At 71.6% G+C, this 25038-nt stretch carries 26 protein-coding genes; 14 read left to right on the top strand and 12 right to left on the bottom strand.

Going from position 1 to position 25038, the window contains the following annotated elements:
* Positions 1-824: 824 nt before the first annotated feature.
* A complete protein-coding gene (locus J5X75_RS39755) occupies positions 825-1532 on the top strand; it encodes a GntR family transcriptional regulator (RefSeq protein ID WP_208472886.1) in 708 nt (235 codons plus the stop codon).
* 18 nt (positions 1533-1550) lie between these two features.
* On the opposite strand, the gene J5X75_RS39750 is transcribed toward J5X75_RS39755, so the two are convergent.
* From J5X75_RS39750 to J5X75_RS39735, 4 genes are all read right to left on the bottom strand, one after another.
* Positions 1551-2516 (bottom strand): VOC family protein, encoded by a 966-nt coding sequence (locus J5X75_RS39750; protein ID WP_208472885.1) that lies wholly within the window; start codon positions 2514-2516, stop codon positions 1551-1553.
* On the bottom strand, positions 2509-3561 hold the full coding sequence (locus J5X75_RS39745) for a 4-oxalomesaconate tautomerase (RefSeq protein ID WP_208472884.1): 1053 nt from the start codon (positions 3559-3561) through the stop codon (positions 2509-2511). The genes J5X75_RS39750 and J5X75_RS39745 overlap by 8 nt, the downstream gene beginning before the upstream one ends.
* Before the next feature lie 64 nt (positions 3562-3625).
* Positions 3626-4312, bottom strand: coding sequence for a 4-carboxy-4-hydroxy-2-oxoadipate aldolase/oxaloacetate decarboxylase (locus J5X75_RS39740; protein ID WP_208472883.1), 687 nt, complete (start codon positions 4310-4312; stop codon positions 3626-3628).
* A complete protein-coding gene (locus tag J5X75_RS39735; protein ID WP_208472882.1) occupies positions 4312-5037 on the bottom strand; it encodes a PIG-L deacetylase family protein in 726 nt (241 codons plus the stop codon). Before J5X75_RS39735 ends, J5X75_RS39740 begins: the two co-directional genes overlap by 1 nt.
* A gap of 580 nt (positions 5038-5617) precedes the next feature.
* Between J5X75_RS39735 and J5X75_RS39730 the strand changes: the two genes are divergently transcribed.
* On the top strand, positions 5618-6397 hold the full coding sequence (locus J5X75_RS39730) for a DUF1932 domain-containing protein (RefSeq protein WP_307798567.1): 780 nt from the start codon (positions 5618-5620) through the stop codon (positions 6395-6397).
* Between the two features lie 356 nt (positions 6398-6753).
* Here J5X75_RS39730 and J5X75_RS39725 read toward each other — a convergent pair whose 3' ends face one another.
* Genes J5X75_RS39725 through J5X75_RS39715 form a run of 3 tightly spaced genes read right to left on the bottom strand, consistent with a single transcriptional unit; the run spans position 6754 to position 9124 of the window.
* Positions 6754-7809, bottom strand: coding sequence for an amidoligase family protein (locus J5X75_RS39725; RefSeq protein WP_208472880.1), 1056 nt, complete (start codon positions 7807-7809; stop codon positions 6754-6756).
* On the bottom strand, positions 7806-8609 hold the full coding sequence (locus J5X75_RS39720; protein WP_208472879.1) for a hypothetical protein: 804 nt from the start codon (positions 8607-8609) through the stop codon (positions 7806-7808). The genes J5X75_RS39725 and J5X75_RS39720 overlap by 4 nt, the downstream gene beginning before the upstream one ends.
* Positions 8606-9124: a SigE family RNA polymerase sigma factor gene (locus J5X75_RS39715; RefSeq protein ID WP_188122497.1), complete on the bottom strand. Its 519-nt coding sequence runs from the start codon at positions 9122-9124 to the stop codon at positions 8606-8608. The genes J5X75_RS39720 and J5X75_RS39715 overlap by 4 nt, the downstream gene beginning before the upstream one ends.
* A 102-nt stretch (positions 9125-9226) precedes the next feature.
* On the opposite strand from J5X75_RS39715, the gene J5X75_RS39710 reads away from it, so the two are divergent.
* From J5X75_RS39710 to J5X75_RS39695, 4 genes are all read left to right on the top strand, one after another.
* Positions 9227-9553, top strand: a complete 327-nt coding sequence (locus tag J5X75_RS39710) for a PadR family transcriptional regulator (RefSeq protein WP_208472878.1) — start codon at positions 9227-9229, stop codon at positions 9551-9553.
* The gene (locus J5X75_RS39705; protein WP_208472877.1) at positions 9550-10368 is read left to right on the top strand and encodes an ATP-binding cassette domain-containing protein; all 819 of its coding nucleotides are present in this window, start codon (positions 9550-9552) and stop codon (positions 10366-10368) included. The genes J5X75_RS39710 and J5X75_RS39705 overlap by 4 nt, the downstream gene beginning before the upstream one ends.
* Positions 10365-11054: a hypothetical protein gene (locus J5X75_RS39700; RefSeq protein ID WP_208472876.1), complete on the top strand. Its 690-nt coding sequence runs from the start codon at positions 10365-10367 to the stop codon at positions 11052-11054. Before J5X75_RS39705 ends, J5X75_RS39700 begins: the two co-directional genes overlap by 4 nt.
* A 102-nt stretch (positions 11055-11156) precedes the next feature.
* Entirely contained in the window at positions 11157-11816 is a 660-nt protein-coding gene (locus J5X75_RS39695; RefSeq protein WP_208472875.1) for a PilZ domain-containing protein, read from the top strand.
* A 9-nt stretch (positions 11817-11825) separates the two neighbouring features.
* On the opposite strand, the gene J5X75_RS39690 is transcribed toward J5X75_RS39695, so the two are convergent.
* Together J5X75_RS39690 and J5X75_RS39685 are read right to left on the bottom strand one after the other, a co-directional pair.
* A complete protein-coding gene (locus tag J5X75_RS39690) occupies positions 11826-12218 on the bottom strand; it encodes a sporulation protein (protein WP_208472874.1) in 393 nt (130 codons plus the stop codon).
* 71 nt (positions 12219-12289) lie between these two features.
* On the bottom strand, positions 12290-13351 hold the full coding sequence (locus J5X75_RS39685) for a LacI family DNA-binding transcriptional regulator (RefSeq protein WP_372451031.1): 1062 nt from the start codon (positions 13349-13351) through the stop codon (positions 12290-12292).
* Positions 13352-13450: 99 nt separating this feature from the next.
* Here J5X75_RS39685 and J5X75_RS39680 point away from each other — a divergent pair, with 99 nt between their 5' ends.
* From J5X75_RS39680 to J5X75_RS39665, 4 genes are read left to right on the top strand one after another with little or no spacing between them, the layout of a single operon-like run.
* On the top strand, positions 13451-14320 hold the full coding sequence (locus tag J5X75_RS39680) for a carbohydrate ABC transporter permease (protein WP_208472873.1): 870 nt from the start codon (positions 13451-13453) through the stop codon (positions 14318-14320).
* The gene (locus tag J5X75_RS39675; protein WP_307798565.1) at positions 14317-15234 is read left to right on the top strand and encodes a carbohydrate ABC transporter permease; all 918 of its coding nucleotides are present in this window, start codon (positions 14317-14319) and stop codon (positions 15232-15234) included. The genes J5X75_RS39680 and J5X75_RS39675 overlap by 4 nt, the downstream gene beginning before the upstream one ends.
* A 26-nt stretch (positions 15235-15260) precedes the next feature.
* Positions 15261-16601 carry an ABC transporter substrate-binding protein gene (locus J5X75_RS39670; RefSeq protein ID WP_208472872.1) on the top strand — a complete coding sequence of 447 codons (1341 nt, stop codon included), beginning with the start codon at positions 15261-15263 and terminating at the stop codon, positions 16599-16601.
* The gene (locus J5X75_RS39665) at positions 16598-18589 is read left to right on the top strand and encodes a beta-galactosidase (RefSeq protein WP_208472871.1); all 1992 of its coding nucleotides are present in this window, start codon (positions 16598-16600) and stop codon (positions 18587-18589) included. Before J5X75_RS39670 ends, J5X75_RS39665 begins: the two co-directional genes overlap by 4 nt.
* A 43-nt stretch (positions 18590-18632) precedes the next feature.
* Here the strand turns inward: J5X75_RS39665 and J5X75_RS39660 are convergent, their stop codons facing one another.
* Positions 18633-19547, bottom strand: coding sequence for an AbfB domain-containing protein (locus J5X75_RS39660; protein WP_238490786.1), 915 nt, complete (start codon positions 19545-19547; stop codon positions 18633-18635).
* A 187-nt stretch (positions 19548-19734) separates the two neighbouring features.
* Between J5X75_RS39660 and J5X75_RS39655 the strand changes: the two genes are divergently transcribed.
* The 4 genes from J5X75_RS39655 to J5X75_RS39640 all read left to right on the top strand — a co-directional run bounded on the left by J5X75_RS39655 (position 19735) and on the right by J5X75_RS39640 (position 22871).
* Positions 19735-20736: a hypothetical protein gene (locus J5X75_RS39655; protein ID WP_208472870.1), complete on the top strand. Its 1002-nt coding sequence runs from the start codon at positions 19735-19737 to the stop codon at positions 20734-20736.
* A 20-nt stretch (positions 20737-20756) separates the two neighbouring features.
* Positions 20757-21368 (top strand): class I SAM-dependent methyltransferase, encoded by a 612-nt coding sequence (locus J5X75_RS39650; RefSeq protein WP_208472869.1) that lies wholly within the window; start codon positions 20757-20759, stop codon positions 21366-21368.
* A 143-nt stretch (positions 21369-21511) separates the two neighbouring features.
* Positions 21512-21775 (top strand): hypothetical protein, encoded by a 264-nt coding sequence (locus tag J5X75_RS39645; RefSeq protein WP_208472868.1) that lies wholly within the window; start codon positions 21512-21514, stop codon positions 21773-21775.
* Positions 21776-21905: 130 nt separating this feature from the next.
* Positions 21906-22871: an alpha/beta fold hydrolase gene (locus J5X75_RS39640; RefSeq protein WP_208472867.1), complete on the top strand. Its 966-nt coding sequence runs from the start codon at positions 21906-21908 to the stop codon at positions 22869-22871.
* Between the two features lie 316 nt (positions 22872-23187).
* Here the strand turns inward: J5X75_RS39640 and J5X75_RS39635 are convergent, their stop codons facing one another.
* A complete protein-coding gene (locus J5X75_RS39635) occupies positions 23188-23835 on the bottom strand; it encodes an isochorismatase family protein (RefSeq protein ID WP_208472866.1) in 648 nt (215 codons plus the stop codon).
* A complete protein-coding gene (locus J5X75_RS39630; protein WP_208472865.1) occupies positions 23835-25028 on the bottom strand; it encodes a CaiB/BaiF CoA transferase family protein in 1194 nt (397 codons plus the stop codon). Before J5X75_RS39630 ends, J5X75_RS39635 begins: the two co-directional genes overlap by 1 nt.
* Positions 25029-25038: the final 10 nt, after the last annotated feature.

The raw sequence follows: 25038 nt of genomic DNA, 5'->3' as shown, positions 1-25038 counted from the left end.
GTCGCCCGCTCGCCCGCCGCGCGCCCGCGCGCCCGCTCGCCCGTCGCCCGCTCGCCCGCTCGCCCGCTCGCCCGCTTGCCGCTCGCCCGCTCGCCACGCGCCCGCCGCCCGCCCGCTCACAGATCTTGGACGGTTGCCCACCGCATCCGGTGGTGATTCGTCCAAGGTCCGGCGGGGTGCGTGCGTCCTGCTTGCTCCGTGCGCGGCGGCCCGCGATCTTGGGCGTTCGGCCACCGATTGTGGTGGGCGAACGTTCAAGATCTGGTGGGGTTTGTGCGACCTGCTGCTGCGCGGCCTGCTGTCCGCGATGTGCCTTGCGGCCCGCGATCTTGGGCGTTGGCCCACCGCATCCGGTGGCAATTCGTCCAAGGTCTGCGGGGTGACTGCGCCCTGCTTGTTCCGTTCCCTGCCGCCCCGCGATCTTGGGTGATCGGCCACCGGAGCGGGTGGGAAATCGTCCAAGATCTGTGACGGGTGGGTCGTTGGCGGCGTTGGCGTTGGCGTTGGCGTTGGCGTTGGCGTTGGCGTTGGCGTTGGCGTTGGCGTTGGCGTTGGCGGTGGCGGTGGCGGTGGCGGTGGCGGTGGCGGTGGCGGTGTAGGCGGTGGGGCGGTGGGGGTGGGTTGGGTGGTGGGGAGTTTGGGAGCGGTCGGGTCGGTGTGGGTCAGCGGCGGGGGATGGGGCGGGACGGGGCGCAGAGCAGCTTGCCGTGTGCGGGCCGGCACGTGGTCTGGTAGCTGCGGGTGTAGAGGCCCGCCCTCGCCGCGCAGTCGGCCGCCGATCTTGACCGGCGGTGATCGGGTGAGCGCGGTATCGTACCGGCACTATGTCTGCGGAGAAGAACCTCACCGGCGTACGCCGGTCACGGCCACGTGGCACGGCTGACGGGAAGGACAAGGCGGCCGCGCGCGACGAGCTGCGCACCGCGATCCTGGCCGGGGAGTACATGCCCGGCGAACGCCTGGTGGAGGCGCAGCTGATCGAGAGGTTCGGGGCGAGCCGCTTCAACATCCGGTTGGCCCTGCAGGATCTCGCCGGCGAGGGCCTGGTCGAGATCCAGCGCAACCGCGGCGCCCACGTCCGGAAGATCTCCCTGGCCGAGACGATCGAGATCACCCAGGTTCGGATGGTGTTGGAGGGCCTGGTGGCGGCACAGGCCGCCCAACGCGTCACCGAGGCCGAGGCCAGCGAGCTCGACGAGATCGGCCTGCTCATGCGCCGCGCCGTGGAGGCCGGCGAGTTCCGCCGCTACAGCGACCTCAACCAGCGCCTGCACGGCCTGATCCGGAAGATCGGCGCCCACGCCACCGCGGACCGGCTGATCGGCACGCTGCGCGCCCAGCTGGCCCGGCACCAGTTCATGCTGTCACTGCTGCCCGGCCGGCCGGCCGTGTCGTTGCCGCAGCACGAGCGCATCATCACGGCGATCCGCGACCGTGACCCGGTGGCCGCCGAGACCGCCATGCGCGAGCACATCGCGAGCGTGGTGGAGGTGCTCCGGTCGCTCGAGGACACCCCGGCGGCCCACGGCTAGGGCCGGATCACGACGTCACTACGCCCACTCGGCCTCGGCGACCGGCGGCGTGCCGTGGGTGTGGAAGGACTCGATCGTCTTCAAACCCCAGGCCTGACCCTTGGCGCGTTCCGCCTCCGTCCACGTGACCACCTCGTGGTCCGGGGCGAGCAGCAGCCGGGCGCCCGCGTTGCACAGCTCGATGCGGTTGCCGCCGGGCTCCCAGACGTACAGGAAGAAGGTCTGCTGGATGGCGTGCTTGTGCGGCCCGGTCTCGATGTGCACGCCGGCCTCCAGAAACACGTCCGCGGCCCGCAGGATGTCCTCCCGGGTGTCGGTCGCGAACGCCACGTGGTGCAGGCGGCCCCGCGACCCGGTCCAGTCCCGGGTGTAGACGACGTCGTAGGACTTGTCACTGAACGTGTACCAGACCGCCGCCCTCGTGCCGTCGTCCAGCACGATCTGTTCGCTGGCCCGGCCGGTCAGCGCGGTCGCCACGAAGTCCGCGTTCGGCGGAACGTCCCGCGCCAGGAAGTTGACGTGGTCCAGCCGCCGCACGTTCGAGCCGCGGCCCGGGAACCGCGCGGCCTGGTTCTTCAGTGACGGGCGGGTGGCGTCCGAGGCCACGTACCGCTGGGTCTCGAAGTAGAGGCCGAACGGGTGCCCGTCCGGGTCGGTGAAGTGGAAGACCGGCCCGTACCCCGGCTCGTCCTTGCTCCACCCCTCGCCGAGGCCCGCCGCCTCGATGTCGCGCACCCGGCGCTCCAGCGCCTCCGGGCTGCGGGCCCGCAACCAGGTGCGGCCGATCCCGGACGTGCCCGCGCCGGTCACCTTCACGGTGAAGCTCTCGTAGTCGTCCCAGGCGTGCAGGTAGGCGCTGTTCCCGCGCCGCTCGACGACCTCCATCGCCATGGTGTCGGTGAAGAACCGGACCGTGTCGTCGAGGACCGGGGTCGACAGTTCCACCGCGGAGACGTGGGCGATGTCGCGGATCTTCTCAGCCATGGATGATGGCCCCTTCCGTGTTGCGACGGGGATGGACCCGCCCCTCCATGATCAGGCGGGCGGTGCTGACGATCGCGGAACGGCCGGTGCCCGGATCGACGACGACGTCGGAGAAACCGGTCGGATGCTCCAACCGGATGGTGCCTTCGGCCTCGGTGTGCGCCACGCTGCCGGGCATCGCCACGGCGGTCCCGACGGTGACGGCGGCGAGCACCCCGATCGAGGCGTGCACGCGATGCGGGATGAACATGCGCGTGCTCAGCGTGCCACCCTCGGCGGGCGGCGAGATCAGACACATCTTCGGTACGGTCGTCGCGCTCACGTCACCGAGACCCATCAGCCTGCCGGCGAGCAGGCGCAACTCCTCGACCCGGCGGCGCAGGCGACCGTCCGCCTCCAGTTCGGCCGGCGTCTCCTCGCCGGTGACACCCAGTGACGCGGCGGTCATCAGGACCACCGGCATGCCGTTGTCGATCAGGGTGGCCGGGACGCCGTCCAGATCGTCGACGATCCGGCCGGTCGGCAGCAGGCCCGGGGCGACCGAGCCGGCCGTGTCCCGGAACTCCACCTCGAGGCGGGCCGCCGTGCCGGGCACGCCGCTGAGCGCGGTGTCCCCGGCGTACTTCACCCGGCCGCCGGGAGTGGGGACCGCGACCACGGCCAGGGCGCCGGTGTTGACCATGCGGACGCGTACCGGGGTGACGTCGCCGGAGACGGCCACCAGCCCGCGCTCGACGGCGAACGGGCCGACCCCGGCCAGGATGTTGCCGCACGGCTGCTCCGCGCTGACCCGCGGCTGATCCACCTGCACCTGGAGGAACAGGTAGTCGACGTCGGCCTCCGGATCGTCCGAGACGCCGACCACGGCGACCTTGCTGGTCAGCGGATGCCCGCCGCCGATGCCGTCGATCTGCCGCGGATCCGGAGAGCCCATCACCGACAGCAGCAGGATGTCCCGGTCGGTCTCGTCCGCGGGCAGGTCCTCCCGGAGAAAATACGCCCCCTTGGACGTGCCCCCACGCATGATCACCACAGGAACGCTCATGGCTGTTCCCCCACTCGGGGGTCAAAAGCGCAGTCACGACGAGCCATAAGCTCCCTCCGGTCGCTCATGGCTCGTCCACATAGACGACACCGAGCTCGGCCAGCAGCGGCCGCAGGTTGTACATGTCCAGGCCCAGCTCACCGGCGGCGAGCCGGGCCCGCTTGGCGTCCTCGTTCGCGGTCCGTGCCCGCGCCGCCGCCAGGACCGTGGCCGCCCGCTCGTGCGGGATCACCACGACACCGTCGTCGTCGGCGACGATCGCGTCACCGGGACGGACGATCTGGCCACCCACCACGACCGGCACGTTCACCGACCCGGGGCTGGCCTTCACCGTGCCCTGGGTGCTGACCGCCCGCGCCCACACCGGGAAACCCATCTCCCGCAGCTCGGCCACGTCGCGGACCCCGGCGTCCAGCACCACGCCGATCGCGCCCCGGGCCCGCAGCGAGGTGGCCAGCAGGTCACCGAGCATCCCGTCGGTCGACGGGGAGGTGGTCGTGACGACCACGACGTCACCCGGCCGCACCTGCTCCACCGCCGCGTGGATCATCAGATTGTCGCCGGGATGGCAGGAGACGGTCACCGCGCTGCCGGCGATCCGGGCGCCCGCCTGGATCGGCCGCAGATCGGGGGAGACCGCGCCGCGCCGGCCGTCCGCCTCGTGCGCCGTGGACGCGCCGGCCTCGGCGAGGCCCCGCAAAACCTCTTCGGAGACCCTTCTTCCGGTACGGACGACGACGTGCCGGGCCATCAGGACAACTCCCGGGTGACCTGCGGGTAGAGCCGCATGTAGGCCTCGGCGTAGGTGTCGTTCGGCAGTCCCAGGTTCGGCCCGGAGTTGCGCGACGCCTGCAGGCCGCGCCGGCTGCCCAGCTCGGTGTAGTAGGCGTGCAGGTGCTTCTGCGCGGCCAGGATCCGCATGGCCTCGCGCTTGGTCTCCCACACCGCGGTGATGTCGAGCAGCACGTTCGGGAGGAAACCGCACTGCTCCGGCTGGTGCGGCTCGAAGCTGAACACCGGCGGCGCCCCGATGACCTCGCCCGGCCCCTCGACGCCCGGCGCCTGCGCCAGGATCCGGGCCTTGAGCGCGATGGCGTGCGCGAACGCGTGATCGCCGTTGTACGGGTCGGCCGCCGCGTGGGTCAGCACGACCGACGGCTGCACCTCCCGGTACAGGTCGATCAGTCCCTGGAGCAGCCGCGGCGTCTCGACGAGGGGGTAGTCGTCGGCGTCGAAGAACCGGATCTCCGCGCCCAGCACCTTCGCGGCCTGCTCGGCCTCGGCCCGGCGGTGGTCCTTGACCTGCTGCAACGTGTAACCCTTGCGCCAGAGCGAGGCCGACTCGCCGCGTTCGCCGAAGCTCATGCAGCCGATCACCACACGCTGACCGCGGGACGCCGCCAGGGCGATCGCCCCGCCCGCACGCCAGACGAAATCGCCGGGGTGGGCGGTGAGTACCAGGGTCGAATCGGTCATCGCGTCTTCCCATCCGATTACCAACAAGATTGTCAACAATTTGCGGCGGAGAGGTGCCGGGGGTGCGGCCATCGGACCGAGCCTAGGCCAATCATCTCGGCGAAACAATTGTTGACAATCCTGTCGCCGGGTTGGAACACTCGCCGTCGAACAGTTCCGCCACCTGCGGAGGAAGCGCGTGGGTCGTCACCGCCGTGCGTGCGGGCATCCTCCAGAGTGGCTGTTCCTCCGTGCGGCTTCGCGGTTGATGGAACACTCCGGGGCCGGGCGTGCGCGTGCACCGTGGTCGATCTTGTCCGGCCGGTCGTGGGTGCTGTCCCGAAGCGTTCGAGACAGCCCTGACAGCCAGCCGGACAAGATCAACCGCTGTGCGGGCCATGGAGGTGACACCCGGAGGGCGGCCGGGTTCCCGTCATCGACGGATGTCGCACGCCGCTCACGGATTCCCGGGGTGCTTCGAGGTTCATCCATGACGAATGTGTCAACGCCGTCCAGCGGCTTGTGGAGTGTTCGGAGGTCCTTCCGTGACGGAAACCGTCATCGCCGTCCAGCGGTCTGTGGAGTGTTCGGAGGTCCTTTCGTGACGGAAACCGTCATCGCCGTCCTCGGCCTGGGTGAGGCGGGTGGTCTCATCGCGGCCGGCCTGGTCGCCGCGGGCGCCACCGTCCAGGGCTACGACCCGCAGGTCGCGCCCCCGGCCGGGGTGCGGGCCGCCGGCAGCGACGCCGAGGCGTGCGCCGGGGCGTCGATCGTGCTCAGCGTCAACAGCGCCGCCGACGCGGCGGACGCCCTGCGCGACTCCCTGCCGTCGCTGGCCCCCGGCACGATCTGGGCCGATCTCAACACCGCGACACCCGGCCTCAAGGAGACGCTCGCGGCGCTCGGCGGCCAGACGGTACGGGTGGTCGACGTCGCCCTGATGTCCCCGGTACCCGGCCGCGGACTGCACACCCCGATGACCGCCAGTGGCCCGGCCGCCGCCGAGTTCGCCGTCGCGCTCGGCGAATACGGCGCCACGGTGACCGTGCTGGAGGGCCCGGTCGGTGCCGCCGCCACCCGCAAACTACTGCGCAGCGTCTTCTACAAGGGTATGGCCGCCGCCGTGACCGAGGCCCTGACCGCGGCCCGGGCCGCCGGCCTGGAGGAGTGGCTGCGCGGCAACATCCGCGACGAACTGATCCGCGCCAACGCCGACACCCTGGACCGCCTGGTCGACGGTTCCATCAAACACGCGGTACGCCGTCGCGACGAGATGGCCGCCGCCACCGAACTGCTCGAAGACCTGGGCGTGCCGCCCCGCATCGCCCCCGCCGCCCGCGACATCCTCGCCAACCTGGCCGAACGCGAAAAGCCCAGCTGACCCCCACCCGGCACCACCGTGGCGGCCCGACTCCCGCAGACGCCGCGACACTTCCCAGCGGCCCGGCGGGTTGTAGCCGGGACGGGGCTTCCTGGTCGGGTCACCCGTTGGCCGGGGTGGTGTGGCGGGGCCGTGGCAAGGCGGTGGAGCCAGTGGTGTGGCGGGGCGGTGGGGGGATGGTGTGCTGGGCGAGGTGGGTGCTGCCTCGCTGGCCGGGCGGCCGGGGAAGCGGGCGTGGGGTGGGTGGGTTCGCCCGGTGGGCGCGGCCCGGTCCGGACCAGGCACGGGGCTCGCGGGGCGCCACGGGACGGGCGGGAATGTGTTCGGGGATGGCTCAGCCCGTACCGGAGAAGGGGTTATCGGTCTTGAACCAGGGTGGCGGCGGCCATCTCCAGGAGCGCGTCGGGGGAGGCCGGGCCCGAGGGGATCGGGGTGGGGTCCAGGCAGCGGTCGAGCAGGAGTTCGATCAGGGCGGCGCGGTGCACGATCTCGTCCGCGTCGATGGCGCCCGGAAGGATCCGGATCTCCACGGTGTCGCGCAGGGGAGGGGTGTCGGTCAGCACCTGCGTCAGGTTCACATCATAAAATTTCGTGATTTGTCCGTCTTGGGCGGCCGCGCGTAGCTCGGCGATCGTCGGGGAACCGGCGACCGCGTCCACCAACGGCGCCGGCAACGGAGCCAGACGGCGGCAGGCCGGATTGGTGGCCAGCAGCGTCCGCAACGGCTCCCGCCAGTGAGCGAACAATCGGATCACGTTCGCCAGCGCGGGCGCCGCCCGGAACGGGCCACCGTCCACGTGCAGGTGCACGGCCGCCTCGTGCGGGACCGTGAAACCGAGCTCCCGGGCGACCCCGAGCAGGAACGACAGCTCGGCGTGGTGGTCCGCCGACAGCGGTGGGGTGATGATCTCGCAAGGGCGTTCGCGTTCGCCGCCGGCGGGGGAGGCCAGGGCGATCGTGGCGCCGACCGCGTCGTTGAGGCGGTAGATGTCGCCGTGGCGTTCGACCGTGGTGCCCCACAGTTCGGCCGCCGGCTCCAGCACGCGGGGCAGCGTGGTCCCCGGATCGCAGCGGGCGGAGAGCAGGCGCAGCAGCCGGGTGTCGTCGGTCAGCACCCGGAACCAGCCGGGGATGGCGGGCGCCCGAGGGTCGAGCCCGTGCGCCAGGGTGATGTCGTCGACCAGCGTGCACAGCGGCGTCCCGTCCGGCCGGCGCACCTCGAAACCCTGGGTGAGGTGCAGGAACCGTCCCAGGCCGGGAACCAGGGACGGTTCGCTGTCGTGGTGCCACACCGGCCGGACACTGCCTCCGCAGCGTCCGGCCAGGTCCAGCGCGAGCGTGCGCCGGCTGACCCCGGGCGGGGCCATCAGCTCGATCTCGAAGCCGATGCGCCGGCGCAGCTCCGGAATCACGGCTTGATCGGGAGGGTCTCGCCGGCTTCCAGGCGGCGGCCCGCTTCGACCTTCACGGCGTACGTGTCGTCGCTGTCCATCTTCCACAGCTTGGCCAGTTTCGCGGCGTCCTCACCGTCGTAACCGGCCTCCCAGAAGATCGTCGCCAGCTTCGACTTACGCGCTTCCTCGAGCTGCTTCGGGTCCGGCTTGATCGGCAGGGTCTCGCCGGCCAGCAGTCGCTTGCCGCCCTCGATCTTGGCCTGGTACGGGTCGTCGAGCTTCCACAGCTTGGCGAGCTGGACGGCGTCGTCCCAGTCGTAGCCCCCGTTGAAGAAGGCCTCCGAGTTGCGGCCGTCCTCGGTCTGTCCGGGAACGCCCTCGGTGTTCGGCTTCGGCTGGACCGGCAGGGTCTCCCCGGCCAGCAGTTTCCGTCCGGCGAGCAGCTTGATGTCGCCGGCCTGGGTGTCGGTCATGTTCCAGAGCTTGGCCAGCTCGAGCGCGTTGGTGTAACCGAACCCGGCCTCGAAGTAGGCGTCGAAGGCCTGGTCGTCGGTGTACGAGGGGGTGGGGCTGGGTGCGGCCACCTCGATGACGGGGCCGGACGGCGCCGCCTCGCCGGGCAGGAACCCCGGCATCTGGGTGATCCCCGCGATCAGGCCGGCGCTGAGCGCCACCCCGCCCGCGGCCTGCGCCGAGCGGCGCCGCCACCGGTGCTTGCGGGCCAGTTCTTCGACGCGGGCGTAGACCGCGGCGGGATCCGGCGTCTGGTTCTCGTGGGTGATGAAGGCTTCCCGCAGCCGGTCTCCGTGCTCGGTCACGACCTCTCCTCGGCAGGTACTCGCAAGTCCGACTCCTGGTCGAGCCGGAGGGTTCTCAGTGCCCTCGACGCGTGGCTGCGCACCGTGGCGGCCGTGCATCCGAGCAGGTCGGCGATCGCGTCGTCGTCCAGCTGCTCGTAGTAGCGCAGCACCAGCACGGCCCGTTGCTTGCGGCCGAGCGCGGCGAGCCGGTGCCACAGCGCGTCGGCCTCGACCACACCGTCCGCGTGGTCGCGCACGCCGCCGCGCGCGTCGTCCAGCTCGATCAGGCGCTCTCCGGCCGCGTGCACGTGCCGGACCGCCCAGCTGCGCCGCCAGGACAGGTACTCGTTGAGCACCATGCGCCGGACGTACGCCTCCGGGGAGTCGGCGTCGCTGATGCGCCGCCATCGGGTCTGGGCCCGCGCCAGCACCTCCTGAACGACGTCCTGTGCGAGGTCACGGTCGCCGGTGAGGACGACCGCGTAACGCAACAGGCTGGGCAGGCGGGCCAACGCGAACTGCTCGAAGGTCACACCCTCATCGACGCACCCGGGAGCCCATCTGTGCAGTCGAACCCGGAATTATTTTTTCGGGCCGGGTAGATAGGCGGTCTGCTAAGCAGCTAGCCTGCCTACATGACCCCCCGGCCGTGGCTGCACGGTTTCCTCGATCTCTGCCTGCTCGCGATGCTGCGTGACCAGCCCGACTACGGCTACGGGCTGGCCCAGCGGCTGGCCGCGGCAGGCGTCGCCGACATCCCCGGCGGCACCCTCTACCCGGCCCTGCTGCGCCTGGAACAGCAGGGGCTGGCCTCGCCGAGCTGGGCGCCGTCCGAATCCGGGCCGCGCCGGAAGTACTACGCGATCACCCCGGCCGGGCTCGACACGCTCCACGCCCAGGCCGAGGAGTGGCGCGGCTTCCGCGACGGCGTCGACTCGCTGATCGGGGAGCGCGTCCGATGAGCGACTGGCCGTTACGTTTCGAGGCGGAGCTGGTCCGGCTCGGCGTGCAACCGGAGCGGGCCCGGCAGCTGGGCGCGGAGACCACCGCCCAGGCCGGGGAGCACGCCGCCGACCCGGACCGCTTCTTCGGCCCGGCACATCTGTACGCCCGGCATCTGGTCGCCGAGCTCCAGTCGCCGACCGCCGCGGTCCCGTCCCTGCCCGGGCCGGTGATGCTGCGGCTGGCCGGGGTGAGCAAGCGGTACCGCAGGCGCGAGGTCTTCTCCGGCGTCGACCTCACCGTCCGCGGCGGCGAGGTGGCCGCGATCGTCGGCGCCAACGGCTGCGGCAAGTCCACCCTGCTGCGCATCTGCGCCGGGCTGACCCGCCCCACCGGCGGCGACATCCGGCGGGCCCGGCGGGTGGGGTTCGTCCCGCAGGACGGCGGCACCGCGGGCTGGCTCACGGCCGAGGAGCATTTCACCCTCTTCGGGGCCGCCGCCGGCATGGCGCCACGCAAGGCCCGATCCACCGGTACGCACCTCGCGTCCCGCCTCGCCTGGCGTCCCGGCCACCGCCAGCCGGTGCAGGAGCTGTCCGGCGGCACCCGGCAGAAGCTGAACCTGGTCCTCGGCGAGCTGCACGGCCCGGACCTGCTGCTGCTCGACGAGCCGTACCAGGGGTTCGACCAGGGGTCGTACCTGGATTTCTGGCGTCAGGTGCGGGAGTGGCGCGACGCCGGCCGGGCGGTGGTCGTGGTCACCCACCTGCTGCACGAGCTGGAGAACGTCGATCACGTGCTGGACCTGGGCGCACACGGCGGAGGAGACCGATGACCGCGCTGACGGTGGCCGGGTTGTCGGCCCGCGAGGTGGGCCGGCGGCGGACCGCGCTGCTGCTGGTGATCTCGCTGCCGCTCTGGTTCTACCTGGTCCGGCGGGACCTGACCGGCCAGTCCACCCGCATGCTCACCCTCGGTATCGCCTGGGCCGTCTCCACCCTCACCCTCTTCGTGGTGAACGCGGCTCGCGGCGTCGACCCCCGGCTGCGCCTCTCCGGCGCCTCGGTGGCCGGCATCATCGGTGGCCGCCTGATCGCGATGAGCGGCTTCGGCCTGCTGCTGGCCGGCGGCTACCTGATCCTGGTCGGCGTCGACCAGGACATCGACCGGTTCTGGGCGATCGGCCTGATGATGGGGATCACCGCCCTGATCGCGGCGCCGTTCGGCAGCCTGGTCGGCGCGCTGCTGCCCCGCGAGCTGGAGGGCGCCCTGGCCCTGCTCTCGGTCTGCGCCGTGCAGATGCTCGCCGACCCGGCCGGCACGATCGCGAAGTTCATGCCGTTCTGGTCGGCCCGGGAGATCGGCACCTACGCGGTCGACGGCGGCGGGACCGATCTGCTGTGGCGTGGTCTCGCTCACGCGGGGGCGGTCTGGCTGCTCTGCACCGGCGGCACCCTGGCGGTCTTCGCGTACCGTCTCCGGCTGGCCCGCTACCCCGAGCCGGTCCTGGAGCGGGCATAGCCCGGCCGGGAATCGTCACATTCCCTCACCGGCGGCCGAAAGACAGGGGTACGACTTTCGAGAACGCCGAGGTAGCAGATGAGCAACGGTGCAACTGACTCCATGTCCGTACCCGCGGCAGAGGGTGCGCCGCCGATCGAGGCGCCGGAGATCGGCACCACGATCTTCCTCGCCATGGGTGAGGGCCTGAACCTGCGCTCGAAGCTACAGGGCATCGAGGACGGCGCGCTCATCGTCACCGCTCCGCTGGAGACCACCGGCCTGACCGTGTTCCAGCCGGGCCGCGAGTTCGAGATCTTCTGGGCCCTGCCACGGACCCGGATCGTGCTGCCCTGCCGGCTGATCGCGCTCTCCGACTCGCCGCCGCGGTGGACGCTCGTGCCGGCCGGTGGCGCCCGCCACGACAACCGGCGCGAGTTCGTCCGGGGCGGGGCGGGCGCGGTGGTCCGGCTGGACACCGAGGCCGACGACGGACAGCCGGCCGAGGGCGTGCTGCTCGACATCAGCGAGGGCGGCCTGCGCTGCTGGATCGACCAGCCGACCACCCTGTCCCAGGGGGACCGGGTGGAGGCCGCGGTGTGGCTGGGCGCCGCCGAGGCCCGGCTGAACGGTGTCGTCCACACGATCCGCCCGGCCCCGCACGGCGATCCGGGCGAGCACCTGATCCTCCGGTTCGGCGCCAAGGAGGACGTGGCCAGGTTGATCCGGCAGTACATCCTCGCCTGGGAGATCGGTGAGCGCCGCCGGGCCGGGGGCGTCTGAGGGACGCCGTCAGCGGCGGCGACGGCGGCGCAGGAGCGACCGGGCGACCAGCAGGGCCACGACCGCGACCAGCTGACCGCCGATGACGATCTTGTTGACGTCGACGGCGGGCCGCCAGTGGGCGTCGCCGTCGCGGATGACGTAGACACCGGCCGGGCGGGCGATGAAGCCGAACCCGCCGCCGGAGCCCTCACCCTGCGGGGTGTCGCCGTCCACGGGTCGGTCGCCCGCGGCCGTCCCGCCGCCCTCGCCTCCGCCGCCGCCCCCGCTGACGACGGCGACCGGGACGACGGTGACGCCGTCCCGCTCGATCGGCGGGCCGAAGACCCGGCCGGCCGTGGCCGTCTCGGCACCGGCGCGGGCCCGCTCCAGGATCTCCCCGGCGTTGAGTCTCGATGACATGCGCATCTCCTTCGCGTCGAACGTCGTCCCTTGCAGGATCCGCTCGGGCGACCGGTGCGCGCAGTCCCGGATCAGACTTCCGGGGCGGCGGTGCTGGCCCGGACCACCAGGCGGGTGGCGACCAGATCGGTGCCCGGCCCGGACGGCTCGTCGTGGATCTGGCGCAGCAGGGCGTCCACGCAGCGCCGCCCCACCTCGGCGAAGTCCTGGTGCACGGTGGTCAGCGGGGGCAGGTAGGAACCGGCGTCGGCGACGTCGTCGAACCCGACCACGCTGACCTCCTCCGGCACCCGGCGGCCGCGCTCGTGCAGGGCCCGAAGCACGCCGAGGGCCATCTGGTCGTTGGCCGCGAAGATCGCGGTGCAGGACGGGTCGGCCGCGAGCCGCAGCCCGGCCCGGTAACCGGAGTCGGCGGACCAGTCGCCGCGCTCGAGCGCGGGCACCGGCCGCCCGGCCTCCTCGAGGACCTGCCGCCAGGCCGAGGCACGGCGCTCGGCGGAGAACGACCCGGCCGGCCCGGCCAGGTGCCAGACGGTGTGGTGACCCAGGTCGAGCAGGTGCCGGACGGCCTGCCGGGCGCCGTCGGCCTGGTCGGTGTCGACGACCGGATAGCGGTCGCCGGCGTCGGAGTCGACGACCACCACGTGCGCGCCCGGCGGAAGGGTCACCGCGGCCGCGTCGAGCAGGTGCACCTCGATGATGAGAATGACGCCGTCGACCGCGAGCTCGCCCATTCTTGTGAACGCTCCCAGAACGTTGTCCTGGGTGGGCGCGCCGACCGGGATGAGCGTGATCGCGTACCCCTCGGCGGCCGCGTGGGTGGCGATCGCCTCGACCGTCCGGCTGTTGCCGATGGAGGACAGCCCGAACAGGATCACCCCGATCGTGTTGAACCGTCCGTAGCGCAGTGAGCGGGCCGCGCTGTTGGGCCGGTAACCGAGCTCGCTCATCGCGGCGAGCACCTGCTCACGGGTGGTCTCGACGACACCGGGCGAGCCGTTGGCGACGCGCGAGACGGTCTGTGAGGAGACCCCGGCGAGGCGGGCCACGTCGGCCATGGAGACGCGCTGTTTGCGGCGGCCGCCGGGGACGTCCGAGGAGGCGCGCAGCCGGGGTGGTTCGATCTTGATCACTCCTTGACCGTGATTTGTGGCCCGTGCCACTATACGGCAGTCATGTTTACGTAAACATGACACCGATGTTTACGTAAACATCCTCGGAAGGGGGCAGGTTTGACCCGGCGTTCCTGGATCGGATGGCAGTTCACCGCTCCGTTCCTCGCGCTCTTCACGCTGGTCTTCCTGGCGCCGATCGCGTACTCGGCGTACCTCAGCGTGTTCCGCACCAGGCTGGTCGGCGGCACCACCTTCGTCGGTCTGGAGAACTACACCAAGGCGCTCAGCGACCCGCAGTTCTGGGAGGCGATCACCCGGGTCGTGCTCTTCCTGCTGATCCAGGTGCCGATCATGCTCGGGCTGGCCCTGCTGGTGGCGCTCGCCATCGACAGCGGGCGGCTCTACGGCGCCGGCTTCTTCCGGGTCGCGATCTTCCTGCCGTACGCGGTGCCGTCGGTCGTCGCCACGCTGATGGCCGGTTTCCTCTACGGCATCCGGTTCGGCCTGGTCGGCAGCATCAACGAGGCGCTGGGCCTGAACCTGCCCGACCCGCTGGCGCCGGGCTGGATCCTCGCCACCATCGGCAACATCGTGACTTGGGAATACGTCGGCTACAACATGCTCATCCTCTACTCCGGACTCAAGGTGATCGACGCCTCCCTCTACGAGGCGGCCGCGATCGACGGGGCCGGCGAGCTCCGGATCATCCGGGCGATCAAGCTGCCGGCGTTGCGCGGGCCGCTGGTCGTGGCCACGATCTTCTCGATCGTCGGCAGCTTCCAGCTCTTCAACGAGCCGCAGGTGCTCGACAGCCTGGCGCCGAACTCGATCACCACCTACTTCACCCCGAACATCTACGCCTACCAGCTGTCGTTCGCCGGACAGCAGATCAACTACTCGGCCACTGTCGCGCTGCTGATGGGTGTGGCGACGATGGTCGTGGCCTACCTCTTCCAGCTTCGCGCCATGCGGGGGGAGGCCCGGTGACCGCCACGCCCACCGTCCGGGCGGCGGCGCGCCGTCCGGGCCGCCCCCCGCTGAAACCCGCGGCCCGGCGGCCGCGCCGGCGCAGCGTCGTCCTCACCGCGGTCACCGGCCTGATGCTGGTGTACGCGATCCTGCCGCTGGCCTGGCTGTTCATCAGCGCCACGAAGACACAGGAGGACCTGCTCGGCACGTTCGGGCTCTGGTTCGGCGACGGGTTCGCCCTCGTCGACAACATCACCGAGGTGTTCACCTATCAGGACGGCATCTTCGGCCGCTGGGTGCTCAACACGGTGATCTACGTGGTGGTGGGCGCCGGGGGAGCGACCCTGCTGGCCGCGCTCGCCGGGTACGGCCTGGCCAAGTTCGACTTCCGCGGCCGTCGCGCGGTGTTCGCCGTCGTGCTCGGCGGGATCGCGGTCCCGCCCACCGCGCTGGCCGTGCCGACGTTCCTGCTGTTCGCGAAGATGGGGCTCACCGACACCCCGTGGTCGGTGATCATCCCGTCGCTGGTGTCGCCGTTCGGTCTCTACCTGATGTGGACCTACTCCACGGAGGCGGTGCCGAACGAGATCCTGGAGTCGGCGCGGTGCGACGGGGCCGGCGAGTTCCGGATCTTCTTCAAGCTCGCGCTGCCACTGCTGGCGCCCGGTCTCGTCACCGTGCTGCTGTTCAACCTGGTGGCCGCCTGGAACAACTTCTTCATGCCGCTGATCATGCTGAAGAACGCCGACCTCTACCCGCTCACGCTGGGCCTCTACTCCTGGAACAGGCAGGCCAACACGGTCGGCGGCGACGTCGTCTTCGACCTCGTGATCACCGGCTCCCTGCTCACCATCATTCCCCTCACCGTGGCCTTCCTGATGCTCCAGCGCTACTGGCAGTCGGGTCTGGCCGCGGGGAGTGTCAAACAGTGAAATCCCCCATCACCGAAGGGATTGATATGTCGATCACCCGACGGCGGGCGCTACTCGGCGCCGCCCTGTCGATAACCCTCCTGGCCACCGGCTGTTCCGGCTCGGACGACACCGGCGACGGCGCCGCGGCCCCGGCCACGGTCACCGAGGCGGACATCGCGGCCGCCCTGGAGGCGGGCGGCAACCTGACCGTCTGGGCCTGGGACACCACGCTCACCAAGGTCGCCGCCGACTTCCAGACCAAACACCCCAAGGTCAAGATCAACCTCACCAACGCCGGTACGGGCAACGACCAGTACACCGCCCTGCAGAACGCGATCACGGCCGGCACCGGGATCCCCGACGTGGCGCAGATCGAGTACTACGCGCTGCCGCAGTTCGCGCTGGCCAAGTCGGTGGCGGACCTGAACACGTACGGGGCCGCGTCGCTGGACGGCACGTTCACCCCGGGCACCTGGAACGCGGTGCACGCCGGCGACAAGATCTACGGCTTCCCGATCGACTCCGGCCCGATGGCGCTCTTCTACAACAAGGAGGTCTTCGACAAGCACCAGATCGCGGTGCCGACCACCTGGGAGGAGTACGCGGCCGCCGCCGAGAAGCTGCACAAGGCGGACCCGAAGGCGTACATCACCAGCGACAGCGGCGACGCCGGGTTCACCACCAGCCTGATCTGGCAGGCCGGCGGCAAGCCGTACACGGTCAGTGGCACCGACGTCGGCATCGATTTCGCCGACCCGGGCAGCACGAAGTTCGCCACCCAGTGGCAGAAGCTGATCGACGCCAAGCTGCTCTCGCCGGTCGTCGGCTGGACCGACGAGTGGTACAAGGGCCTCGGCGACGGCACCATCGCCACCCTGGTCACCGGCGCGTGGATGCCGAGCAACCTGGAGAAGGGCGCGGCGGCCGCCAACGGCAAGTGGCGGGTCGCCCCGATGCCGCAGTGGGAGGCCGGCGGCAAGGCCACCGCGGAGAACGGCGGCAGCTCCCTGGCCATCCCGGAGAAGAGCGCCAACAAGACCCTCGCGTACGCGTTCCTGAAGTACGCGGCCGTCGACGAGGGCGCACAGACCCGCATCGACGACGGCGCCTTCCCGGCGACCACCAAGCACCTCGCCGCACCGGAGTTCAAGAACAAGGAGTTCCCGTACTTCGGTGGCCAGAAGGTCAACGAGGTGCTCGCCGAGTCCGCCGGGCAGGTCGTCACCGGCTGGTCCTACCTGCCCTTCCAGGTCTACGCCAACAGCATCTACGGCGACACGGTGGGCAAGGCCTACCTCGGGCAGGGAACGCTCGCCGACGGACTGAAGTCGTGGCAGGACGCTTCGGTCAAGTACGGCCAGGAACAGGGTTTCACGGTTAAATGACACAGAGCAACGAGACGACCCGGCGCTGGCTTCGCCGCGCCGGGTCGGCGCGTCTGGAATTCGGCGCCGACTACAACCCCGACCAGTGGCCGCGCGAGGTCTGGGACGACGACGTACGCGCGATGCGCGAGGCCGGCGTCACCATCGTCAGCCTGGCCATCTTCTCCTGGGCCCGGCTGGAGCCCTGCGACGGCGAGTACGACCTCGGGTGGCTGGACGAGGTGATGGACCTGCTGCACGCCGGGGGCATCACCGTCGACCTGGCCACCGCCACCGCCTCGCCGCCGCCCTGGCTGACCCGGAAGCACCCGGAGATCCTGCCGGTCACCCGGACCGGGGAGGTCCTCTGGCCGGGAGCCCGCCAGCACTGGCGGCCCACCTCGCCGGTCTTCCGGGAGCACGCGCTGCGCCTGGTGGAGAAGCTGGCCACCCGGTACGCCGACCACCCGGCGCTGGTCGCCTGGCACGTCAACAACGAGCTGGGCTGCCACAACGTGTACGACTACTCGGACGACGCGGCGCGCGCCTTCCGGGTCTGGCTGCGGGAGCGCTACGGCACCGTCGAAGCGCTCAATCACGCCTGGGGCACCGCCTTCTGGTCCCAGCGGTACGACGACTTCGAGGAGATCCTGCCGCCCCGCCTGGCCGCCTCGCACCCGAACCCGACCCAGCAGCTCGACTTCAAGCGGTTCTCCTCGGACGCGCTCAAGGACCACCTGCGGGCCGAGCGCGACCTGCTCCGGCGGATCACCCCGGAGGTGCCGGTCACCACGAACTTCATGGTGATGGGCGGGATGAACCCGATGAACTACGCCGACTGGGCGGCCGAGGTCGACTTCGTCGCCAACGACCACTACGTGGTGCCCGGCCCGCAGGCCCGCGACGAGCTGTCCTTCTCGGCCAACCTGACCGGCAACATCGCCGGCGGCGAGCCGTGGTTCCTGATGGAGCACTCCACCAGCGCGGTCAACTGGCAGCCGGTCAACGTGGCGAAGAAGCCGGGCGAGCTGGCCCGCGACTCGCTGACCCACGTGGCGCACGGCGCCGACGCGGTTTGCTTCTTCCAGTGGCGGCAGTCGCGGGCGGGTGCGGAGAAGTACCACTCGGCGATGCTGCCGCATGCCGGGACCGACAGTGATCTCTTCCGGGGTGTGGCCCGGCTGGGGGAGCGGCTGCGCGAGCTGGCGCCCATCGCCGGCTCGCGCCGTCGCCGCGCCGCGGTCGGCATCGTCTTCGACTGGGAGTCGTGGTGGACGGCCGAACAGGACTCGCACCCGACCGACCGGCTGCGGTACCGGCAGGAGGCGCTGGACTGGTACACCGCGCTGCTGGACGCCGGCGTCCGCGCCGACGTGGTGCCGACCGGCGGGCCGCTGGAGGAGTACCGGCTGCTCGTCGCCCCGGTGCTGCACGTGGTCCCGGCCGCCCTCGCGGACCGGCTGGCGGCCTGGGTCGCGGCGGGCGGGCATCTGGTCACCACGTACTTCTCCGGGATCGTGGACGAGAACGACCACGTCTGGCTGGGCGGCTACCCGGGCGCGCTGCGTGACCTGCTCGGCATCCGGATCGAGGAGTTCGGGCCGCTGCTCGACGGCGAGAGCGTGGCGCTGGACGACGGGACCACCGGCACACTGTGGACCGACCGGATCGACGTGACCGGCCCGGACGTCGAGGTGCTGGCCCGCTACCGGACCGGCGAGCAGGCGGACCGGGCGGCGGTCACCCGGCGGCGGGTGGGTGCGGGCTCCGCGGCGTACGTCTCCACGCGTCTCGGCCCGGACGGGCTCGCCGGGCTGTTGCCGCGTCTGCTCGGCCCCGCCGGGGTGGCTGGCGAGCTGCCGGCCGAGCTGGCCGGGCGGGTGGAGCTGGCGATCCGCGGCGACCACTGGTTCCTGATCAACCGCACCGACCAGCCGGTGGACCTGCAGGCCCTCCCCGGCGCCCCCGAGGTGCTGGAGGCGCGGGGAGTCGCGGTCTTCACGAACTGAGCGCCTGACCGCTCCCCGGCCGGATGGGCCGGCCGGGGAGCGGTCAGAGCGCGGCCCGCGGCACGAACGCGGTGGCCCGCTCCGCGGAGGTCTCCACGATCCGCAACCACTGGTCGCCGGAGACGACATAGTGCCTCGGATAATTGTGGGAACGCAACACGAGCGCGGAACCTGAACGAATCGTCAGTGGACAGAAAGTGGCGTCCTGACGGAAAAGCTCACTGCCGTCGATCCGGTCCAGCCGGATTTCGTAGTTGCGGTGCCGCAAATAATATCCGGGAAAGTTAACAGATTCGAAGGAGACGCAGCCGCCGTTCGCGAGTCCGCTACGGATCCGGAAGTTGGCGTCGTCTCGCTCGCGGTCGCCGATTCGGTCCAGACGGCCCCGGTAATCGCGGTGCCGGACCCGCAGCGTGGTCTCGTCGGCCGCCGCCAGGCCGCCTGTCGAGCCCACGGAGAGTGACACCGGCGCGGGTTTCGTGGTGGCGGTACGGGTCGGCTTCTTGGTCACGGTCCGTGTCGACACCGCCGTGGTGGCCGGGGCCGTGGTGTGCCGCCGGGTCGGCGTCGCGGAGAGTGAACCCGCTGGTGGGGATGGCTCGACGCTGACCGGCACGTCGGACGGGCCGAGGCCGGGCGGCAGGGCGGGCCAGGTCTGCGGCGCGGCGGCCGGGAAGGTGAACTCGGCGGCCACCGGTTCGGGACCGCGGGCGGCGTCCAGGGCGACGGCGACCGCGGCGGTGGCCGCGCAGGCGAGACAGAGGGCGGCGGCCAGAACGAGGCGTGGGCGCGTCACCGCGGCGCCGCGGAGCCGGGGGAAATGGTCACGGGGGCGGGCCCCGCCGGGTAGCGCGGGTTGGACGGTCGGCCGGATCGGCCCGGTGGTCGCCCCACCGGGTGAATAGGGCGGAATCCAGCCGCCGACCCGCAGTCCGTCGCGGGTGTCGTCTTCCGGCATCAATTCGCTTCCTGGGGAACACTCACATTGGCACTTAATGATCCGTTAAGGATCTACACGGTCTATGTGTCGTGGGGCAAGAGGTAACACCCCATCAATTCTCTGGGAGCGATCCCAGTTGATCCGCACGGCCCGCGCGCCCGTATCCCCGGCTGGATCCATCCGTGCGCTTCGAGGAGAGAGCAGCGTGGACAGTCCCGTCGTGCCCACGACCGGCGACCCGGCCGAACCGGCTGAGTTGCCCGACATATCGGAATACTGGCCGGATGCCCCGCACCGGGCCGGGCCGCCCGCCGACCACTACGAGCGGGACGGCGCCGAGGCCGTCCGGACCGATCCGGCCTGGAACTCGCTGGCCACCCACCGGCCCACCCTGGAGCTGGCCGACCTCGGCTCGCCGCCGCCCCGGCCGCTCTGGCGCCCGGTGGTGCCGCTGCTGGCCGGCATCCTCGTCGTCGCCGGCGCCTTCTGGGTGGTCTTCGGGCCGGACCGGCCGGCCGCGCCGCCCCGGGAGCCGGTCGTCGTCGACCCGCCGGCCGCCGCCCCGGCCAGCCCGCCGGTGTCCATCGGGACGTCCCCGCCGGCCGCCGAGCAGACCACCGCGCCGCCCGCGCCCGCCCCGGCCGCCGCCACCTTCGAGCTGGCCGAGGGGACCACCGAACTCGACGTGCGCATCGGTGACCCGGACGAGGGCTGGTTCGCCGTGTCGACCCCGGCGGACAGCGGGATCACGGTACGGACCGTGGTCGAGGGCACGTCCGTACGGGTCTTCGTCGACGAGACCGACCGCGACGGCTCCGCCCGGATCGACGTGACGCTCAGCCCCGCGGTGGTCTGGTCGGTGCTGATGCGCGGCGGCGTACGGGTCGGCGACTTCGACCTCACCGGCGGCCGGGTGGGCCGGGTGGACCTGCTCGGTGGCGCCCGGCGGATCGTCCTGGCGCTGCCCCGCCAGGACACCGTCGTCCCGATCTCGATGGGCGGCGGCGTCCGGGACTGGCGGATCACCACCGACGGTGAGACCCGGGTCCGGGCGGTGCTCCAGCGTGGCGCCGGCGAGGTGGACTTCTACGGCGACCGGGAACGCGGCGTCGACCGTCGTACCGTGTTCACTGTCGGTGACGGTGACGGCGGCATCGACCTGGTCGCGGCCGAGGGCGTCGGCACCCTGACCGTCGAGGCGGGGTGAGCCCGGGGCAGAATTTCGGGGTGACACGAGCAGAGGGCGACGCCGCACCACCCGAGACCACCGTCTCCCTGGACTACTTCACCGGGCTCTACCTGGCGAAGGACGACCCGTGGGACATCGCCAGCAAGTGGCACGACCGGCGCAAGTTCGCGGTCACCATGGCGAGCCTGCCCCGCGAGCGGTACGAACGCTGCTACGAGCCGGGCGCCTCGGTCGGCACCCTGACCCGGATGCTGGCCGGCCGCTGCGGCGAGGTGCTGGCCGTGGACAGCGTGCCCGAGGCCGTCGACCTGCTCCGGCAGAACACCGCCGACCTGCCGAACGTCCGGGCCGAACGCGCCGAGCTCCCGGCCGAGCTGCCGGACGGCACGTTCGACCTGGTCGTCATCGGGGACCTGCTCTACTACCTGTCCGCGGCCGACCTGACCGCCCTGCTCGACGGCCTGGTCCAGCGGCTGGAGCCGGGCGGCGACCTGGTGTCGGTGCACTTCCGGGACCGGGAGAACGGCGGCAACTACGACGGCTTCAACGCGCACGCCGCGCTGTTCACCACCGCCGGGCTCACCCCGGTCGTGCACCACGAGGACGAGTGGTTCCTGCTCGACGTGCTGCGCCGGTCGGACGTCGCGTAACGCGGTCAGCGATCGACCCGGCCGGGGCGTTCGGCAACTTCGTCGCTATGAGTGACAGAAATCGTCGAACCGACACGGCCTGTGATCCGTTCTCTCTGTCAGGCGGGACACGACGTCCCGCGGTGACCGACAAGGCGGTGGCAATGCTGATCCTGTCCCTGCTCATCCTGGTCCTGGCCGCCGCCTGCGTGCTCGCGGTGCGCGGGGTGCGGGCGGACGCGTCAGCCGAGGCTGAGTCGCTGAGCATTCCGGAGGCGCTCTTCGCGCCGGAGAGCCTGGAGGGCGTGCTCTGCGCGCAGCTCCTGGACGGGGAGATCACCCGGCGCCAGTACCTGCGGTCGATGGCCGGCATCGCCGCGCGTGACGAGTACCGCCACCCCCTCGTGGTGCCCCGCTACGAGGACTGAGGTCCGGGTGTGGCCCGGTACCCGCGGACGCGGGTGCCGGGCTTTTTTGCGTCCTTGACAGCCCTCCATCGATGGCCGCTAATGGAAACACTGTTTCGGAGAGTGTTACGGCTGACCACTTGGAGGTCCCGTGTCCCTGTCCCCGCGCCGCATCGTGGCGACGCTCGTCATGTCCGCCGGCATCCTGGCCGCCACCACGACGGCCGCCCACGCCGCGGCGGTCGAGGTCGACGGTGACATCACCGTCCCCTGCGGCAGTTCGATCTACACCCAGGACGCCGACTGGTTCTTCCCCGCGACCACCAGCCCGAAGGCCCTGGTCCTGCTCCAGCACGGCTTCTCCCGCTCGAACAGCAACGTCGCCGCGCTGGCCCGCAGATACCAGGCCGCCGGCTTCCTGGTCTTCACCCCGACCCTGCCGTCGACCAACTCCAGCGGCTGCACGGTCAGCAACCAGGGCGACAACACCGCCTTCCTGAACAGCGTCGCCGCCTGGATCGGTGAGGCCACCACCTCGACCAGGGCGCTCGCCACCAGCTACGCGAAGGCGGCGACCACGGCCGGGCGCTCCGGCAGCACCCTGCCCACGAAATACGTGCTGGCCGGGCACTCGGCCGGCGGCGACGCGGTCACCTACATCGCCAACCGGTTGCGCACCACGTTCCCGGCCGCGTTCGCGAACCTGGCCTACCTGCAACTGCTCGACCCGGTGAAGTCGCCGTCCGGCACCAACATGGCGGACGCCCTGACCGGGCTGAACGGGACCGCGCTGCCGATCACGGCGATCTCCTCGCCGCCCTACCTCTCCAACGGCAACGCCAGCGGCACGGTGGAACTGCTCGCCCGGGTCGACCGGCCGTTCCTCGGGGTCCGGCTCACCACCGGCTCGCACTGTGACGCCGAGGGCGCCAGCACCAACTGGCTCTGCACCCTGACCGGCGGCGCGCCGAAGGAGCGGAACGTCACCGCCCTGCAGACCTTCGCGGTCAACTGGGCCTCGGACGCGGTGGCCGGCGCCGCCACCGCGACCTACTACCCGGGCGGCTCGTACTACCAGGGCCTGCTCACCGGCAACGTCATCCAGACGCTCAGCTGACCTGCACCACCGGAGCCGGCGGCCGCACGGTCGCCGGCTCCGCGCCGCCGGACCTCACCTGGTCCCCGATCTCCGAGCGCCCGGCCGGAGGATGCCCGCCGCCGTCCACTGTCCTTGGCTGGGTGAGTGGACCGGGCGCTGCGGTACGCCGGCCTGCCGTCGATCTTCCGCGTCGGCGGCGACCAGCCGTTGAGTGAGTCCTGGCGGGCCGCGGTCGTCTCGCTGGTCAGTTGAGGCCGGGTGGCAGCTCCGCCCGGAACGGGCGGCACGGGCTCGCGTGGCAGTGTGGCCGCCGTGCGCCACGGGACGGGGAGTCCTACCCGGAACGCTCCGCCGCGTACCGGATCAGGGTTTGCCGGGTTTCGGGGAGGGTGACCACGTCGGCGTATTTGGCGTCGAGGTCGAAGAGGTTGTGGTCGTGCGGGCCGCCGTCGCGGTCGGCGCAGGCGTCGCGGACGACGATCGGCCGGAAGCCGTGCTGGAGGGCGTCGAGCGCCGAGGCGCGGACGCAGCCGGAGGTGGAGTAGCCGCCGATGACCAGGGTGTCGATCGAGTGCGAGGCCAGCCAGGCGGCCAGTGACGTGCCGGCGAAGGCGCTCGCGTAGTGCTTGACCACCACCTGCTCGCCGGGTGCCGGGCGCAGTGGCGGCGCGAAGCCGCCCAGCGGGTTGCCGTCGGCGAAGACCTTGAGCGCCGGGACCTTGGCGGCGAACAGCGGCGCCTCCGCGCACGATGCGTCGGCGAAGTGGACCCGGGTCCAGAGGACCGGGATGCCGGCGGCGCGGGCGGCGCCGGCCAGCTCGGCCATCGCCTCGGCGGCCGCCTGGCCGGTGGTGAGGAAGAGCGGCGAGTCCGGGTCGGTGTACGCCAGCGCCGGGTCCACGAGCAGCACCGCGGGCCGGGCGCCCCAGCCCAGCCGCCGCGCGAACCCGGCCCGCCTGTAGTCCTCGCCGAGCCCGGCCATCAGATGATCCCGCGGGTTCTCAGGCCGGCCAGCTCGTCGCCGGTGAGGCCGAGCAGGCCCTGGTAGACCTCCTCGTTGTGGGCGCCGAGCGCGGGGCCGGCCCATTTCACCCCGCCGGGTGTGCCGGACAGTCGCGGCGCCACGTTCTGCATCGGGAGCTTGCCGAACTCGGGGTGGTCCACCTCGATGACCGCCTGCCGGGCCGTCACGTGCGGGTCGGCGATGATGTCCTCGGCCGTGTAGATGCCGCCGGCCGGGACGCCGGCCTCGTGCAGCAGCGACAGCAGCTTCGCCGACGGGATGGTCCGGGTCCAGGCGGCGATGATCTCGTCGAGTTCGGCCTGGTTCTCGCCGCGGGCGCCGTGTGTCGCGTACCGCGTGTCGGCCGGCAGGTCGGGGCGGTCCATGACGTCGGCCAGCCGGCGGAACACGGTGTCCTGGTTGGCGGCGATCAGCACGTCGGAGCGGTCGGCGGTGGGGTAGACGTTGCTGGGCGCGACGTTCGGCAGGATCGGGCCGGTGCGCTCGCGGCGGTAGCCGGCCACCGCCCACTCCGGGATCAGCGACTCCATCATGGCGAGCACCGCCTCGTAGATCGCCGCGTCGACGACCTGGCCGCGGCCGGTGCGCTCGCGGGCGTGCAGGGCGGCCAGGGTGCCGAAGGCGGCGTAGGTGGCGGCCAGCGAGTCGCCGATCGAGATGCCGGAGCGGGACGGGGCCCGGTCGGCCTCGCCGGTGACATACCGCAGGCCGCCCATCGCCTCGCCGATCGACCCGAAGCCGGCGCGTGGCGAATACGGCCCGGTCTGTCCGTAGCCGGTCACCCGGACCAGGATGAGCCCGGGGTTGATCGTGGAGAGTTCCTCGTAGGAGAGGCCCCAGCGCTCCAGGGTGCCGGGCCGGAAGTTCTCCAGCAGCACGTCGGCCTTCTCCACCAGGCGGCGGACCAGCGCCTGGCCGTCGGCGGTACGCAGATCGCAGGTGACCGACTTCTTGTTGCGGGCCACCACCGGCCACCACAGCGACTGGCCGTGCGGCTTCTCCCGGCCCCACTGGCGCATCGGATCGCCCCTGCCCGGGTCCTCCAGTTTGATCACCTCGGCCCCGAAGTCGCCGAGGAGCTGCCCGCAGAACGGGCCGGCGAGCAGGGTTCCGGTTTCCAGGACGCGAATGTCAGACAGTGGCGCGGTCACGCCGCCACCC

This window comes from Actinoplanes flavus, assembly GCF_017592555.1.
GTDB lineage: Bacteria > Actinomycetota > Actinomycetes > Mycobacteriales > Micromonosporaceae > Actinoplanes > Actinoplanes flavus.
This window is presented reverse-complemented; position numbering and strand designations above follow the sequence as displayed.